Origin of the sequence: Streptomyces sp. NPDC048664, assembly GCF_040650555.1 — a bacterium.
Lineage (GTDB): Bacteria > Actinomycetota > Actinomycetes > Streptomycetales > Streptomycetaceae > Streptomyces.
The window spans coordinates 1-16,631 of the sequence record NZ_JBEZHK010000006.1 but is presented as its reverse complement, the minus strand read 5'-3'; the positions used below and the strand labels follow the sequence as shown (position 1 = coordinate 16,631).

The 16,631-nt window shown below is 71.9% G+C and carries 12 protein-coding genes and 1 pseudogene; 4 read left to right on the top strand and 9 right to left on the bottom strand.

Annotated elements, in window-relative coordinates:
• Nucleotides 1–97: 97 nt before the first annotated feature.
• Entirely contained in the window at nt 98–1,189 is a 1,092-nt protein-coding gene (locus AB0C59_RS08460) for a DUF1152 domain-containing protein (protein ID WP_363001958.1), read from the top strand.
• A 616-nt stretch (nt 1,190–1,805) separates the two neighbouring features.
• Here AB0C59_RS08460 and AB0C59_RS08455 read toward each other — a convergent pair.
• The 7 genes and pseudogenes from AB0C59_RS08455 to AB0C59_RS08425 all read right to left on the bottom strand — a co-directional run.
• On the bottom strand, nt 1,806–3,089 hold the full coding sequence (locus AB0C59_RS08455; RefSeq protein WP_363001956.1) for a glycosyltransferase: 1,284 nt from the start codon (nt 3,087–3,089) through the stop codon (nt 1,806–1,808).
• Between the two features lie 29 nt (nt 3,090–3,118).
• A complete protein-coding gene (locus AB0C59_RS08450; RefSeq protein ID WP_363001955.1) occupies nt 3,119–3,292 on the bottom strand; it encodes a hypothetical protein in 174 nt (57 codons plus the stop codon).
• Nucleotides 3,293–3,313: 21 nt separating this feature from the next.
• Complete coding sequence (locus AB0C59_RS08445) at nt 3,314–4,573, bottom strand: nucleotide sugar dehydrogenase (RefSeq protein WP_363001953.1); 1,260 nt, start codon at nt 4,571–4,573, stop codon at nt 3,314–3,316.
• 588 nt (nt 4,574–5,161) lie between these two features.
• Complete coding sequence (locus AB0C59_RS08440) at nt 5,162–7,717, bottom strand: hypothetical protein (RefSeq protein ID WP_363001951.1); 2,556 nt, start codon at nt 7,715–7,717, stop codon at nt 5,162–5,164.
• A gap of 152 nt (nt 7,718–7,869) precedes the next feature.
• On the bottom strand, nt 7,870–9,264 hold the full coding sequence (locus AB0C59_RS08435; RefSeq protein WP_363001949.1) for a hypothetical protein: 1,395 nt from the start codon (nt 9,262–9,264) through the stop codon (nt 7,870–7,872).
• A gap of 195 nt (nt 9,265–9,459) precedes the next feature.
• Complete coding sequence (locus AB0C59_RS08430; protein WP_363002424.1) at nt 9,460–10,047, bottom strand: hypothetical protein; 588 nt, start codon at nt 10,045–10,047, stop codon at nt 9,460–9,462.
• Nucleotides 10,048–11,022: 975 nt separating this feature from the next.
• Nucleotides 11,023–11,169: pseudogene (locus AB0C59_RS08425) on the bottom strand (helix-turn-helix transcriptional regulator); the annotation flags it as partial.
• 303 nt (nt 11,170–11,472) lie between these two features.
• Here AB0C59_RS08425 and AB0C59_RS08420 point away from each other — a divergent pair.
• Entirely contained in the window at nt 11,473–12,015 is a 543-nt protein-coding gene (locus AB0C59_RS08420) for a DUF4232 domain-containing protein (RefSeq protein WP_363001947.1), read from the top strand.
• Nucleotides 12,016–12,119: 104 nt separating this feature from the next.
• Here the strand turns inward: AB0C59_RS08420 and AB0C59_RS08415 are convergent, their stop codons facing one another.
• Complete coding sequence (locus AB0C59_RS08415) at nt 12,120–13,484, bottom strand: phosphatase PAP2 family protein (protein ID WP_363002390.1); 1,365 nt, start codon at nt 13,482–13,484, stop codon at nt 12,120–12,122.
• A gap of 770 nt (nt 13,485–14,254) precedes the next feature.
• Between AB0C59_RS08415 and AB0C59_RS08410 the strand changes: the two genes are divergently transcribed.
• Both AB0C59_RS08410 and AB0C59_RS08405 read left to right on the top strand, forming a co-directional pair.
• Nucleotides 14,255–14,593 (top strand): MerR family transcriptional regulator, encoded by a 339-nt coding sequence (locus AB0C59_RS08410; protein ID WP_363001945.1) that lies wholly within the window; start codon nt 14,255–14,257, stop codon nt 14,591–14,593.
• Between the two features lie 228 nt (nt 14,594–14,821).
• Complete coding sequence (locus AB0C59_RS08405) at nt 14,822–15,025, top strand: cold-shock protein (RefSeq protein WP_007383480.1); 204 nt, start codon at nt 14,822–14,824, stop codon at nt 15,023–15,025.
• Between the two features lie 225 nt (nt 15,026–15,250).
• On the opposite strand, the gene AB0C59_RS08400 is transcribed toward AB0C59_RS08405, so the two are convergent.
• A complete protein-coding gene (locus AB0C59_RS08400) occupies nt 15,251–16,531 on the bottom strand; it encodes a glycosyltransferase family 39 protein (protein WP_363001943.1) in 1,281 nt (426 codons plus the stop codon).
• Nucleotides 16,532–16,631: the final 100 nt, after the last annotated feature.

The window sequence follows — 16,631 nt, the reverse complement described above, 5'->3', positions numbered from 1 at the left end:
AGGCCCGTACGCCGTCGGCCGCATGCGCCCCAGTGGATCAGAGGGGGCCAGGTGTCGGTGAGGTGAGTGCCCACCCGTGAGCCCGTACGCTGGACGCATGACGCGGTTGATCGTCGCAGCCGGAGGAGGGGGCGACGCCGTCGCGGCGGCCATGCTCGACGGCGCCCTGTACGGCGGGAGCCGGACGGTGATCCTCACCTACGCGTGGGACCGTCTTCTGATCGACCCGAAACCGGGCCCGCGGGGGTTGGGCGACTTCAGCGGCCTTGAACAGATCACACCGGCGGTATGGGCGGTGCCGGCGGGGGCTCGACCGGTCGCTCCGGCGGGCTCGACGCTCCCCCGACTCGCCGCGGAGCTCCCGCAGACCTTCGCGCTGCTCGACCCGCACCACGGCGCCGAGGGCGTCGTCCGCCAACTCGAAACGCTGGTCGATCACTTGGCACCCGAGTCGATCGACCTCCTGGACGTGGGCGGGGACATCCTGGCGCGGGGTGAGGAACCGACGCTCAGGAGTCCGCTCGCCGACGCCCTCGCGCTCGCCGCGTGCTGTCAGGTGAACGCACCCGTACGTCTGCTGGTCGCCGGTCCCGGACTCGACGGCGAACTCCTGCCGGACGACCTGCGCGACGTGCTCGGCCCCCTCGTCCACACCTTCACGGCGCGGGACACCCGGTTGATCGGCTCTGTCCTGGAGTGGCACCCGTCCGAGGCGACCGGTGCCCTCGCGGCTTCAGCCCGTGGCGTGCGGGGCGTGTGCGAGATCCGGGACGCAGGGCTTCCCGTACCCCTGACGGACGAGAGCCCGACCGTGCACGAGGTGGATCTGGATGCGGCCTTGGACCGCAACCGGCTGGCCCGCGCCATCATGGCGACCGAGAACCTCGAAGAGGTCGAAGCGCACAGCCGTGAGGTCTGCGGCTATTCGGAGATCGACTACGAACGCGACAAGTCCATGCGGCTCCGGGAACAACCACACACCGAGCTGGACCCGGAGGCCGCCTTGGCCCGACTCCACCGGTTCGAGGCTGAGGCCCGATCCCGCGGAGTCACCCACACGACGTTCCGCCGCATCACGGAGGCCCTGAACCTGGGCGGCCACGGACGCGACGACCTGCGCCGACTCCTCGTCAGCCGGCGGCCGGATCAGTACGACGCGCCGCTATGGCGCATCTCCTCCGGAGCCTGAGCACCCGCTCCCGCTCCGGCCCTCGGCTGCGTCCGCGCTCCTGGCGGCCTGCGGTTACAGTGCCGCTCGGAGAGACCATGGCGCCAGCAGGCCCGACAGGGCTGACGTCGCCCGCTCATGAGTTGAGGACGACCTGTTGAAGCCCTCCCTGCTGCCTGTCGGCCTGTTGGCCCTGGCGTTGCTCACCGCCTGTTCCGGTGGCGCCCATCCGCGAGCGACCACCGCGCACGGTGCGGCGCCCTCCGGGACACGGACCCCGACGGCTCCGGAGCGCCTTCCCGATCCCGTCCGGTCCCCGGTCCCCGTGGGGTCGAGGACCCTGTACACCGGGTCGGGGCGGGGCGCAGGCCATGTCACTCTTCCCGCGTCAGCGGGGACCGCCTCGTCCGTCACGGTGATGTGGACGTGCGCCGGCCCCTCCACGTTCGCCATAGCCACCGCCGGCGGGACTCTCGCCGGGTCCCGGTGCGGGGACGGGAGCGGGGTGTTCTCCGCGGAGATCCCGCACGCCCGTCTGCGTCAATTGGCTTGGAAGTTCGCGGCACCCGAGTCGGTGATCTGGCGCCTCGTCGTCATCCAGCCGCCGGGGAAACAGACTTGAGCGCCTCACCGACGGTCACGCGTTGAGCAGGTCCTTCGGCTCCGCGTGGTGACGCCCCTTGGGTAGAGCCGTCTTGGCCGTCAGCCCCCGCGACTGCCATGCGTTGTCACGGAGCTTGAACAGAGCCCAGTACCTGGTGGGGCACAGCAGCACGACGTTCATGAACACGGATGCCGGGGTTCCGACGAGCCACGAGTGCCACCGCTGGCGTGTGGTCATGTCCGGCCGCATGAGCACGTACAGGCCTGACTGGCCGTACCGGACCATGAGGTACACCACGAGGTACACCAGGGCCACGCCGGGGTTGTGGTACCTGCCGCCGAGGGTCATCACCGTCATCACGAGGGTCCAGGCCAGCATCACCGGGGTGATGACGAGTTGGAGCAGACCGAACGTCGGCGAGATGAGCTGCTTCAGGGACAGCCGCGCGTACACGAACGGCAGCATCCACCACCACGACCGGGCCCAGCGCAGGCGCTGGCGGTACGTCTTCTTCAGTGTGGTCGGCATGTCGGTGATCACGCCCGCCTCGTTGACGGCCACGACCTCACCGCGCATGAGCGCCCTCAGCGCGAGCCAGCGATCGTCTCCCGTCCCGCACTCCACCTCGTACGCGTCCAGGTGGTCGTAGAGCAGTTCGGCCCGGTAGAGGGCCAGTGCGCCCGACGTGGTCTCCAGCGCTCCGAGCATGGAGCGTGAGGACCGCATCATCACGCAGGAGGTGCCGATGTCGATGTCCGCGGCCCGAGAGACCCAGGTCTCCTCGAAGTTGCGGATGTAGATCATGCCGGTGGTGGCCTGGATCTTAGGGTTGCTCATGGCCCGGAGCTGCTGCTCCAGAGCGTCCGGGAAGGGCTCGCCGTCCGAGTCGATGGTGAGGACGAAGTCGAAGTGCTTGCCCTGCTCCTGAAGGTGCCTGAGCACCGCGACCTGGGCCCCGCGCTTGCCCTTGTTCTCCTGCCGGTGCCAGAAGACCCGGGGGTGGTCGAAGGGCTCCACGGGGTGCTGCTGCGACCCGTCGTCGATCACGTGGATCTCGTCGAGCGGGTGCGTCTGGGCGAGCAGCGACCACACGGTGCGGTGCAGGTTCTCGGTGGGTTCTTCGAAGGCGGGGATGATGGCCACGGTACGGCCAGGTGCCACCGGCAGGTGCGTGAAGGAGCGGCCCTTCAGGAACGAGGCCAGGCAGAGCACGATCACCATCATGCCGAGCCACCAGTAGAACGTCAGGATCGGGCTCTTCGACTGGAGGTGGACCACCACGGTGGCAGCGGCCAGCGCCACCACCACAGCGGTCACCACGGTGAGTCTCACCCGTGGTGCAGTGCTCAAGCGATCGCCCGCTTGCTGCGCGTGGCCAAGCGGAAGACCATCACGCCGCTGAGCACGAAGAGCATGGCCCCCAGCACGATCCATCCCAGGGCCGTGCCGCCCGTGGCCGCCAGAGCGGCTCCCCCGGTGGCGGTACCTATCGCGGCACCCACACCATTCTGTCCGTACATTCTCTTCTTCCCTCCTGAGCGTCAGAGACGCTCGACGTTGTCGTGAAGCGGCATGGCACCGCGTGTGTCCAGCACGTAGGCCGCCTCGTCGGCGACCTTCGTGAGGTCGAACTCGCCGTGCGGGGTGAGCAGGACGACGGCGTCGAAGTCGGCCACGCTCCTGGCGTTGTCCGCCGCGGCGAAGGGGATGTCCTTGAAGCCGCCGTCGGACAGATACGGGTCGACGACGGTGACGTCGGCGCCCATGCCGCGCAGCCGGTCGATGACCTGGACCGCCGGTGACTGGCGGGAGTCGGCGGTGCCGGGCTTGTAGGCGGCGCCGAGGGCGAGGATGCGGGCGCCGTGCACGCTGCACCGGAAGCGGCGGCTGAGTGCGTCCTGCAGGCGGCGCACCACGTAGTCGGGCTGGCTCTCGTTGATGTCCTGGGCCAGTTCGATGAGCCGGAAGGTCTGCCCGTGCTGGGTCTTGACGTGGTGGCTGAGGTAGACCGGGTCGATGGGGAGGCAGTGTCCACCCACGCCCGGACCAGGCAGGAACTTGGTGAACCCGAAGGGCTTGGTGGCCGCCAGTTCGAGGGTGTGCCAGACGTCCACGCCGAGGGTGTGCGCCATCCGCGAGAGCTCGTTGACCAGGGCTATGTTGACGTGGCGGTAGGTGTTCTCGAACACCTTGGCCAGCTCGGCCTCCTCCAGGCCGGAGGCCGGCACGGTGATGTCGGTGACCGAGTCGTAGAAGGACTTCACGCGGTGCAGGCAGGCTTCCGTGAGCCCGGCGACGATCTTGGGGGTGTTCTCCAGTCGCCACACCGGGTTGCCGGGGTCGATGCGCTCGGGGCTGAATCCGACGTGGAAGTCCCGGCCGGCGACGAGGCCCGAGCCCTCCTCCAGGAGGGGGATCAGGACCTCGCGGGTGGTGCCCGGGTGCGTGGTCGACTCCAGCACCACGGTCGCGCCGGGTTCCAGCCATCGGCCCAGCAGCTCGCCGGCCTCGCGCACGCAGCTGAGGTCGGGGGCGCGGTCGGTGAGCGGTGTCGGCACGGTGATGACGGCGACGTCGAACCCCTTGAGGTCCTTCGGGTTCGCGCTGGGGGTGTAGGCGCCCGAGCGCAGCACGTCCCGCAGGCGGGCCGAGTCGATGTCCTCGATGTACGACAGGCCGGCCGCCAGGCTCTGGCAGCGGTTCGGGTCGGGTTCGTAGCCAGTCACGGTGTGGCCGGCCTCGGCGGCCTGCAAGGCCAGGGGCAGGCCGACATAGCCCTGCCCGAGCACGCTGATGTGCATGGTGGATTCCTCCCCTAGATCCGGCTCGCACGTGTAAGCGGACCGGAAGACGGCGCCCCTGAAATGCGGCTGCCTGGCCCTGAGGCAGGCGGCCGCGGCGTCGGGTACTGCGATGGATCGCGGCGCGGAGAGGCGTGCTCGACCCGCTGGGGCTGCAGTGGGCGGCCCTCTCACATCACCGCTGGGTCACCGACCCGTCCGAGCCCCCTGCCCGGGTGTGCGGCCGGCGCACACAGTGATCTTCACAATTCCCCCTCATTTGTGGACCTTAAGAGTTCAACAAGATTGGCCGAGACGGAACCCCTCTTTACCGATTCGAGATGCACGGACTGACGACCCGTCGAAGCAATGCATGACAAGGCATCACATAGGGGACACACGAGGGGACTTGGATTTTCTGTCGCACACGGTTCACGGCGGCGGCGGTGGCCCCCGGCGAGCGCCCGCCACCCCGCTCCCCGTCGTGCGGGTGCGCGAAATCCGACAGTCGATCTTCACAACTGCCAGTCATCGGCCGCGGCAAAGAAGAACCCCGGGCCGACGGGCCCGGGGTTGGTCCTCTCATCAGGGTAAGGGAGGCGAGGCGGGTCAGGTCCTGACGGTGAAGTAGAGCCAGCCGCCCCACGTGCTGAGACTGGTGACGTCCTTCGTGCTGTGCACGTACTCCGAGCGCACCCGGAACTTCTGGCCGACCGCGTGGGTGAGGGTCAGCTGCGTCACCACGGTGCTGTTCTGGTCGAGGGGGTAGCAGCCGGAGGTGGTGAGCGTGTGCCAGGCGCCGCTGTAGTACTCCTGGGCCTGGAGCTTCACGCACTGGCCGGACTTGTTCGGCGTCACCACGGACGTCACCCGCGGCTTCGCGGACTGGTGGTAGACGCGGTAGGCGATACCGCCGTACGTCGTGCTCGTGTAGGAGCCGCCGAGGGTCTCCGCGATCCTCACCTGGTCGTACGCGGTGCGGGTGGCCGTGGCCGGGGCGTAGCGGTAGTCGCCCGCGAAGGACGCCGTGAACGTCGTGTTGCGGGTGAGCTTGTACGGGACCGCCAGGTTGCCGGCCTTGTCCACGGTGCCGGTCCTGACCAGCGCCTTGCTGCCGCCGTACGGCTGGGCGTAGAGCGAGACCGTGCGGCCGTCGTACGTCGTGCCCAGGTGGGCGGTGACGGTGGCGGTCGCGCCGTACGCGTACGAGGACGCGTCGGTGGTGACGGACAGGGCCGTCGCGGCGCGCGACACCTGGACGATCGCGGACGCGGTGGCCGCCCGGTGGGAGGCGTCGCCCGGGTAGCTGACGGTGTAGGTGTTCGCGCCGCCGATGGACGGCGTGTCCTTGACGGTGATCGTGCCGTCGGCCGCCACGGGCACGGTCCATGTCGCGGGCGTCTGCGCGTGGGCGGCGTCCGTGCGGGACACGGTGGCCTTCTCGCCGGCGTCGAACGGCCCGTCGCCCAGTGTGCCGCCGAACGTCAGCGCGGCGCCGCGGCCCGCGGTCGCGGGCGCCTTCAGCGTCAGGGCCGGGGCGTACGGGGAGACCTGGAGGGACGCGTCGGAGGCGGTCGGCAGGTGGGTGGCGTCACCCGCGTACGACAGGTGGTAGGTGAAGCGTCCCGCGCTGCCCGGGGCGTCGGTGACGGTGAACTCGGTGGTGGCGGGGTCGACCGCGACCGACGGCAGTCGCGTCTCCTCCTGGGTGTCCTCGTTCGTCCGGGACACCTGGACGGTGGTGCCCTGGGGAAGGCTGCCGAGGTTCAGCTGGGTCGTGAGCGAGCCGGTGAAGACCACCGAACGGGGTGTCACCGAGCTGAGCTCGGGGAAGGGGATGTCGGTCGGCAGCCGCGACACGTGCGCGGTCAGGGACGCCGTCGCGGGCCGGTGCGTCGCGTCGCCCGCGTACGTCACCTGGTAGACGCGGGCGCCCTCGTCCGGGCTGGTGTCACCGATGGCGAAGGTTCCGTCCTTGGCCAGGGTGGCGTCGGGCAGGGGCGCGCCGTCGCGGGTGACCTGGAGCGACGCGCCGACCGGTATCAGGCCCCTGGTGGTCAGGGATCCGACGACCGAGTACGGCTGGGTGGGAACCGGGTACTGCGCGAGGCTCAGGGACAGCTGGGTGTCGGCGAGCTTGGGGGCGCCCAGCACGTCGAGGGTGTAGGCCCCCGAGGAGTCCCGCACGACGCCGTAGAGCGTCAGGCCGTCGGCTCCCCAGCGCAGACCGTCCGGGGCCAGGGTCCCGGACGGGAGGGAGAGATGGTTCTCGGCGAGGGGGTTCCAGCCGGCGTACACATGGACACCGGCTGTCGAGCCCGAGACGCTGCCGACGGCGAGCGTCCCGTCGGCGTCCAGGGCGAGCGCGTTCGGGCCGGCGCCGCCGGTGCCGTAGGCGGAGGGGTTGGCGAAGGAGAGGTCCGCGGTGCGGTAGACCTCCGCGGCGAGCTGCTGGGGCGCGGCGAGTACGACCTTGGCGCCGTCCGCGGTGACCTGGAAGCCGCCCGCCGTGCCGCCGTAGACGAGGGTGTCGGCCTTGGTGGACGCCGTCCCCGAGGAGACGTCGAAGGTGGCGACGTGGCTGAGGCTCTGCTGCGGTTCCTCGGCCGCGAGCACCCCCGCGCCCGCCGCGAGCAGCGGTGCGACCGACCAGTGCGACATCGACGGCTGGGGCGTGCCCGCCGGGTCGGCGGCGGACGGGTCGATCGAGCCGATGGCGCCCTTGCCGTCCGCCGTGTACCCGTACCAGAGCCGGCCGCCCGCCACCGCGACGGAGGCCGGGGCGCTGCCCGTGCCGGTCGGGTAGCGGGCGGAGTCGGTGAGCGTCGCCGTGTCGATGGCGGCGACCGCGGCGCCGTCCGACAGGGCCGCGTAGACGGCGGTGCCGTCGGCGGACAGCGCGAGGCCCGTGGCGCCCGGCTCGTCCTCGATGGTCGTGACGGGGGTGCCGGACAGGTCGGTCACCAGGATGCCGGTCGAGCCGGCGCCCTGACTGAAGAAGAGGTGCTGATGAGCGGCGTCGACCAGCATGTGCGCGTAGTGGGACAGCGGCAGGGGCGCCGTGCTGTCGGCCCGGGCGACGGGGCCGGTGAGGCCGACGGTGACCGTGGCCAGCCCCGCGACGACCGATATCGCCGCGGTGAGGGAGACCTGCTTGAGGCTCATGGAGCTCCTGTGAAGAAAGTGAGCAAGCAAGTCGGACGATAGCTCCTGCCACTGACGGAGCGTCGACCGAGTCCTCTCCTCGCCCTCTCCTCAGGGGCCTGGCCGTCCCGGGCGGGACGGTCAGGCCCCTGAGCACGAACTCCCCCGGTCGGTCAGCGAACGACCGCCAGGTTGTAGAAGCCTCCTGCGGAGACGGCGTGCACATGGCTGAGGAGGCGGGCGCACGGGGCGGTCTGGCCGATGGCGCACACCCGTACCGGTGTGGTGCGGTCGATGGCGGTGGCGTCGCCGAGCTGACCGTCGCCGTTGCCTCCCCACGCGTCGACGCCGGACCACCCGCGCAGCGCCAGGCTGTGGTTCTGGCCCGCGGAGACGGCCTGCACGTCGGCGAGCAGGCGGGTGCACGGGGCGGCCTGGCCGATGGCGCACACCCGCACCGGCGCACTGCGGTCGGTGGTGGTGCCGTCGCCGAGCTGGCCGCTGTCGTTCGCGCCCCAGGAGGTGACCGTGCCGCGCTCACCCAGCGCGAGGCTGTGGGAGCCGCCGGCGGAGACGGCGTGCACCCCGCCCAGCAGGCGGCCGCAGGGGGCCGTCCGGCCGACCGCGCACACCCGTACCGGGGTGTTCCGGTTCGTGGTGGTCCCGTCGCCCAGCTCACCCTGGGGGTTGACGCCCCAGGAAGTGACGGTGCCGTTCTCCATCAGGGCCAGGTTGTGGTCGTCGCCCGCGTCGAGGGAGGTCACCCCGGCCAGGAAGCGGGTGCAGGGCGCGCTCTGGCCGACGGCGCACACCCGCACCGGCGTGGCGCGGTTGATGGCGGTGCCGTCGCCCAGCTCACCGTTGTTGTTCTGGCCCCAGGCGACGACGGTGCCGTCCCGGCGCAGCGCCAGGCTGTCGAAGTTCCCGGCGGAGATGGCGTGCACGTTCGTCAGTTCGCGGGTGCAGGGGAGGCTCTGGCCGACCGCGCACACCGGAACCGGCGTGGCCTGGTTGACGGCGGTGGCGTTGCCGAGCTGGCCCAGGCCGTTGAACCCCCAGGCGACGACGGTGCCGTCCCGGCGCAGGGCCAGGCTGTGGGAGCCGCCGGCGGCCACGGCCACCACGTCGGTCAGGAAGCGGGTGCAGGGCGCGGTCTGGCCGACGGCGCACACCCGCACCGGGGTGCTGCGGCTGTTGAAGACACCGGAGGTGCCGTCGCCGAGCTGGCCGAGGTCGTTCAGCCCCCACGCCAGGACGGTGCCGTCCCGGCGCAGCGCCAGGCTGTGGGCACCGCCCGCGGAGACGCTCACCACGTCGTGGGGAAGCGGGGCGCAGGGGAGCGTCTGGTTGATGCCGCACACCTGCACCGGGTTGCTGTGGCCGGTGGTGGTTCCGTCACCGAGCTGACCCCAGGTGTTGGCTCCCCAGGACTGGACGGTGCCGGGGACCGGAGGGGCGGCCGCGGCGGTCTGGCCCGCCGACACCGCCGCACCGGTGGCCATGAGCGCCGCCAGGACGACGGTGGGGACCCGTCTGCCCAGCAGTCTTTGCACGCGCGCGAAAACCATGCGATGCCCTTCTGACTGAACGATGCGGGTCAGGCGGGCGAGGGCGCCTGCACCTGACTCGGCTGACAACATGTCAGAAAGATTGCCACCATGTCCTGATATCCACCGGCCGGGAATCACGGGGCCCGCGCGATTTCCCCCGTTCGCCCGACCGTTCCTGCGTTCGTGCGCCGCGGCGCGCACGCGCCCCCCGGGTCAGCTCTGCGTCGCGTCGTACCACTGGGTGCTGCCGAGCGGGTACTCGTAGACGCGACGGCCCCGGCTGCCGCTGGTGCGGAACGGCGCTCCGTGGTCGTCGATCCGGATGCTGCCCTGACGGCCGCCGCTGCTCCATCGCAGGTCCACGTACCAGCGCACGTCGCGGGTCTCGACCTGCGCGGTGAGGTACAGCACCTCGGGATCGGACTCGCTGACCTCGTAGGGGAGGGCGCGCTGGCCGGCCTTCGGCACGAGGACGGGCCGAGGGGCGTCCAGGTCGGTGTCGAGCGACCTCGTCTCCACGCCCCCGCCGCAGCCCGAGGACCCCAGGTAGGCGTTCCAGGCCGGCGGCGCGCTCGCGTCGACCACGACGACGCGCAGGGACTCGATGACGACGGGGGCGTCCCCGGTGCCCTGGACGGTGAGCGCCACCCGCTGCCGGTCGGCGGCGATGGCTCCCTGCGCCCTCACCCAGCCCGGCACGTACTGCCCCATCACCGGCGGCGCGACCTTGGCGGGAGGCCGGTCGATCAGGTACTTCCCCTCGCACTGCGGGTCGTCCCAGGCGTAGGTGCGGGTGTGCACCGTGAGCGGGACCCCCTCGACGTCCTGGGCCGGGCCCGTCCTCGTGCCGGGGGTCGTCGGCTCGGTGTCGGGCGTCCCGGAGGCCGAGGCCGAGGCGGGGGCGGGGGAACCGCTCGCGGGGGCGGAGGTCGACGGGGACGCCGACGCCGAGGGGTGCGGCGAGGACGCGGTGGCGTCCGGCCGCGTCGGTGCGGGCGCGGTGGGGGCCGGCCGGCCGCTCTTCGCCGCCGACTCCGTCCCCCCGCCCCTCGGGCCGACCGTGAGCGCGGTGGACACGGCCACGGCCACGACGGCGGCGGCGCTCACCGCGATCAGGGCCGAGCGCCCGCGCACGGTCCGCGGGAACGCCGGTCGGCGGCGGGCGGGTTCCGCTCCCGGTGCCGCCACCGACGACAGGTCGGCGACGACCCCGGGCACCCCGGGAGGGGCCCCGGGCGCGCCCTCGGAGGCGGAGGGGGACCCGGGCGTGGTCGGCGAGGCGGAGGCGGAGGTTGACTCAGGCGCGGGCAACGACACGGAGGTTGAGGTTGACCCGGGCTCGGTCGGCGGCGCGGGGACGGCGGCGGAGGCCGACCCGGACGCGGACGCGGCGGCGGAAGCGGACCCGTCGGCAGACGCGGGCGACGGCGCGGGGGCGAGCGGAGGTGCCGCCTTCGAACCAGGCGACGGCACAGGCGTGAACGCAGACGCGGACTTCGAACCAGGTGGCGGCGCAGGCGTGGACGGAGGTGCCGTCTTTGAACCGGCCTCCGGAAGGGGGCCGTCCGCGGGGGTGTCCGGGGTGCGGGGGGCCGGGTTCGTGCCAGGTGCGGTCGTCGCAGTCCTGTCCGTGCCGTCCGGTCCCGTGTCCGCCGCCGGCCGCCGGCCGCGTTCCCGTGCCGCGTGCGCCAGGGTCCAGCGCCGGTACACCTCGACCGACTCCTCGGGAGTCGCCCGGCAGGCCCGGGCGAAGCGGGCGACGGCCGCGCTGTCGGCCGGCACTCCCTCCCCGTTGCAGTACCGGTGCAGCGTCGAGGTGCTCATCCGCGCACGCTTGGCCAGAGCTTCGTAACTCAACCCCGACCGCTGCTTCAACTCGCGCAACAGCGCCGCGAAGTCAGCGATCTCCCGAGCCGCCCCCACTCGTTCCCCATTCCGTCCCGCGTCCCAGAGGGGTCGCGTTTCCCCAGTTCAGAGCCGATTCGCGCATCCCGACATCCCGAAATCCCCGATGGAACGGCGGATGGGACGTCGCGTGCCGCAGGCTTGATCCATCCAAGCACGGCGCCCCGCCCCACACGGTGCTCGCCCCCGCTCGACTCTGCTCGTACGGGCCGCACTTGGGGCGCTTCCACCGCCGTACCCCGCACGACCAGAACAAGACCGACCACCACAGTCCACAAACGGACGATCATCTTCCTGATGCAGAGAAAGGGCAGTCCTCTCATGCGTACCGCCACTCGTTCCACCTCCCGCGCCGCCTCCGCCATGGTCGTCGCCGCCGCCCTGGCGCTCGTCGGGATCCAGGCCGCCGGGGCGACCGCCTCCGCCGCCACCCCGAAGGCGTCCCCGGTCACCTGCACCTCGGCGAACACCAAGGTCACCGTCACCGAGGTGTCCCGCCCGATCAACCACCTGCTGCTCAAGGCCACCAACACCGGCAGCAAGCCCTGCTTCGCCTACAGCGCCCCGTTCCTGAGGGCCGGCGCCGACGCCCAGGCCCCGCTGGCATGGGCCGACGAGACCGTTCCGCAGGCCGTGCTGACGCTCGAGCCCGGCCAGTCCGCGTACGCGGGCATCACGACGTACTCCCCCGACGGCGAAGGGGGCAGCACCGTGAAGACCCTGGGCGTGCTCTTCTCCACCCGGGACGGCCACGCGATCAACCCCGAGAAGACCCTGAAGCTGCCGCACGGCGGCGTCTTCTTCAACAGCGCCGGCACCGTCACCTACTGGCAGAACAACGCCGCGGACGCCCTCGCCTGGTAGCCGCCACCAGCACCCCCGGCACCCCCGACGCAGCCGCCGCCCGACCGCACCGGACCCCGCCTTCACGGGGGGCACGGTGGGGTCGGCGGTCGGTTCCGCCCGCCTCAGGAGAGTTCGGGCTGCGGCTCCGGTCGGGGGGCGGGGACGCCCCCCGGCTTCCAGGCCTCGACGGTACGTGTGTAGCCGTAGATCACCGAGATCATCGCCAGGACGAGCAGGGCGCCGGACACCGCGGGACGGGCGGCCATCTGCACCGACAGGAAGCGGTAGGACAGCAGGAGCGCGGTGAAGACCGTCACGCCGTAGGCGACCAGCGCCAGACCCGAGCGGTCCCAGCCGTGGTCGTACGTGCGCAGGGCCGCCTCGACGGTGAGCGAGAACACCACACCGGCGATCAGGTCCACGCCGTAGTGCATGCCGAATCCCAGGGTCGCGGTGAGCGTGGCGACCAGCCAGAACGCCCCGGCGAAGCGCAGCGAGCGCGGACCGCCGCGGGAGTGGACGAAGATCGCGACGGCCCAGGCCGTGTGCAGGCTCGGCATGCAGTTGCGCGGGGTGAGAGCGTCGAACGGCATGGGGTGCGGGATGCCGGCCGGCGGCGCCGTGTGCGGCCACAGGTCGCCCACCGCCCAGTGCGCCGTGGACGGCGCCTGCTGCCAGAGGGGGAACGACGCCCAGTGCTCGGCCCCGGTGCTGAAGGCGTAGAGCGGTCCGACCACCGGGAAGACCAGGTAGACGGCCGGCCCGACGAGGCCGATCACCAGGAAGGTGCGCACCAGGTGGTGGCGCGGGAAGCGCCGCGCGCTCGCCACGTGGCGCAGCTGGTACAGCGTGACGCAGACCGCGGCCACCGCGAGCTGGGCGTAGACGATGTCGAGCAGGCCGAAGCCGATCGGACCACTGGCCGTGACGATCCGGCCCATCAGCCACGACGGGTCGCCCAGCGCGTGATCGGCGGTCGCCAGGTACTGGTCGAGCACCGTCGGGCGGGTCTTGGAGGTGATGAGCAGCCAGGTGTCACCCGTCTTGCGGCCGGCCACGAGCAGCAGGCCCAGGCCGACGCCCTTCAGCAGCAGGGCGCGCTCCCGGCCGGTGCGGCGCGTGACCGCGACGACGGAGAGGCCGACGATCACCCACAGCGCCCCGTTGCCGAAGGGGTGGCCGCCGGTCACCTCGATGCCGGCCAGCCACCGGACGGTCGCGATGGCGAGGTCCAGGCCGATCGCGGCACCCGCCGCGATGAACCGTTCCCGCCAGGTCAGCACGACCATCGTCAGGGCCAGGCCGGCGTACAGCAGAAAGCCCGAGCTGGGGGGAGCCACGAGCTCCCGCAGCTGGCCGCTGATCGGCCCCGGCAGGCCGTAGTGCCGGGCGCAGGCCTCCAGCGCGGCGAGGAATCCGAGCGCCACGACGGCTGCCGCGGCCCGCAGGGCCACGCGTGGGCGGCGCCCCGTGGTGGACGCCGGTATCTGCTGTGTCCGCGGAGGGATCCGCGAGGGATTGGGTATCAACTCATGGCCGATGTGCTGGCTGCTGCTCTGCGTCGGAACGGGCCCTGCCGGGGGGCGTCCTCGTTCTTGTCGCGCCACGGGACACCGTCCCGTAACCGCTACGTCCCCCTACGTCTGGTCTCGGGTCACTCTAGCCGACGGCGGAGTGACCCTCGGGGGGTGTGCGCGCATACGTACATGCGGATCTTGGGCGCGTAGGCCAAGATGAGCACGCTGTAGGACCGCGTAGGACCGCTGTGCCCGGTCACGGCACACCAGGCCCCCTCGGGGACCTGTAGGGAAAGAGAGACCTCTCATCGAACCGTCGTCGCTGTTCTCCGCTCTGCACGAGCAACCCCGCCGCGCCGCGGCGGCGTCGCCGCCCCCGGTGACCCAGCCCTTCCAGGCCCCGGACTTCGGTCCGTACGAGGCCGCCCTGCTCGACGACGCGGACGCCCAGGAGCCCTTCCCGGGCCCGCGTGGAGCGCGGCGCAGGGCCGCTTAGCCCCACCGCCGCAGGCCCGGCTCCCCCGGCTCCCGGTGGTCCGCGCCGCGCCCCGGCGCGCCGGTGGTGCGTACGGGGGCGCCCGGGCCGGTCGGCGGCCGCGGGTGAGAATCTGTCACGGCGGGAACAGATATCCGTGCCCGCCGGAGTTAGGGTGGTCGCACGACGCGGACGGTACGACCGGCTCGGAGCACGGGCGCACCGCCCGTCCGGGCCCTCGCCGCGGCCCCGAAACGAAGGTGTCATGCCCGCTGAGAACACCCCCGTCGCCGGGAACCTCGACAACGACGACTATCCCGCCTACACGATGGGCCGTGCCGCCGACGTCCTCGGTACCACCCCGGCCTTCCTGCGGGCGGTCGGCGAGGCCGAGCTGATCACCCCGCTGCGTTCGGTGGGCGGCCACCGCAGGTACTCCCGTCGCCAGTTGCGCATCGCCGCGCGCGCCCGGGAGCTGGTCGACCAGGGCACCCCGATCGAGGCGGCGTGCCGCATCGTCTGGCTGGAGGACCAACTCGACGCCGCCCTGAGCCTGAACCGGGACATGCGCCGGAGGCTGGGCGGGCGCGGAGCGGATATCTAGTCCCGCCGGTGCAGAATCACCGGCCGCGTCGGGTGAGAATTCCTGGACGGGTCCGAAAATGCACGGGACTTCCCGCCGGGCTGTGTTAGCGTGACGGCAGTTGCAGTTTTGATTGCCAGAGATGTGTTCTTCGCGGAGCTTTCCGGATCTTTCCGGAGGGGTGATCATCGCGGCGATCCGGCTCCGTAAGGTGCGGAGTCCGACACTGCCCCCCAAGGGAGATTCAATATGGCATCTGGCACCGTGAAGTGGTTCAACGCGGAAAAGGGCTTCGGCTTCATCGAGCAGGACGGCGGCGGCGCCGACGTGTTCGCCCACTACTCGAACATCGCCACCTCCGGCTTCCGCGAGCTTCAGGAAGGCCAGAAGGTCACCTTCGACGTCACGCAGGGCCAGAAGGGCCCCCAGGCGGAGAACATCGTTCCGGCCTGACTTTGATGGCCTGTCGCATCGACCGGCCAGCCCAGTGATCGGGGCCCGCACTCCAGGAGTGCGGGCCCCGATCCTTTGTTCCCCACCGACTGCTCCCCGCAGGCCGACCCCCGCCGACTGCTCCCGGTCATCCGTTCTCGGCCATTCCGGGGGGCCGGGTCCTCGGGAACTCACCGGCGTCTTCGTGAATCCGCGCGCCGCCGGCGCCCCGGGCCCGGCCGACGGTCACGGGACGCCGAGTTCGAAGAGGCCGTAGCCCGCGTACGAGCCGGAGGCCAGGGCCGCGATGCCGAGCAGGACGAGCTGGTGGGTCAGGCTGAGGCGGCGCAGGGCGAGGGCGAGCGGGAGGAACAGCGGGAAGAGGGGGAGCAGGTAGCGGGAGACGTTGCCGAAGATCTGCTGGCTGCCCAGGACGAGCACGAGGGTCACCACGGTGTAGACCGTCAGGACCGCCGGGGGGCGCAGCCTGATCAGCAGCGGGAGCAGCGCGAGCGCGAGCAGGACGACACCGACACCGATCACGTCCTCGAACGGACATGCGAAGAGATAGTCGTAGCGGCCCACGGGGACGGCGGTGAAGACGTCGAGGGTCTGCCGGCCGAAGTCCCACTGGTGGGCCCAGGCGCCGGACTGGAGCGTGAAGTAGCCGCCGTAGTCGCCCATCTTGTGCCCCACCCAGGCGAGGTAGGCGACGAGGCCTAGGGGGGCGACGAGCATCGCGGCCACGGGACGCAGGACGCCGTCCCGGCGCCGGTGGAGCGCGAGCAGGGCCGCGATGCCGACGGCGGCTATCAGCGCCGCGGCGGTGGGCCGGTTGAGCCCGGCCACGCAGGCCAGGAGGCCGGCGGTGAGCCAGCGGCGGGTCAGGACGGCATGGCAGGTCCAGGCGGCGAGGGCCACGTAGAGGGAGTCGGAGTAGACGGCCCACTCCACGCCGGAACCGGGCCAGACGGCCCACAGGCCGGCCGCGGCGAGCCCCGCCCCCCTGCCGGCGAGGCGTGCGGTGACGGCGTGGATGCCGAGCGCGGCGGCGAAGGAGGCGACGACGGAGACCAGCAGGCCGGCGCCGTAGGTGCCGAGGCCGGTGAGTTCGGACACCAGCCGGATCAGCGCCGGGTAGAGCGGGAAGAACGCCGCCGAGTTGCCTTCGAGCGTGATGGGGCCGGTGGCGCCGGGGACCGGGATCAGTTGCGGGTGGTAGCCGTGCGCGGCGATCTGCTGGTACCACCAGCCGTCCCAGGTGGCCAGCACGTCCCACGGGTGGGCGCCGCCGCCGAAGCGGGGGTTCTTCGAGCGGAAGTCCCCGGCGGCGTGCAGCAGCCACATGAAGGCGGCGAAGCCGACGAACTTGAGCGAGCCGTAGACGGCCAGGACCGGGCCGTAGTGCCGCGCCGCGCGGCGCAGTCGGTCCCGGCGGTCGGGGGCCGCGGCGGCGGGCGGCCGCGACGGCCTCGCGTTCCAGCTCCGGGCGGCGGGGGTGAGCGTGGAGGTGGCGCCGTCGTTCATCCGCGGAACACCCAGGTGCGGAAGAGCAGGAACCGGACGACCGTCGCGACCAGGTTCGCCGCGACCAGCACCACCACCTCCGTCACCTGCCCAGGAGCAG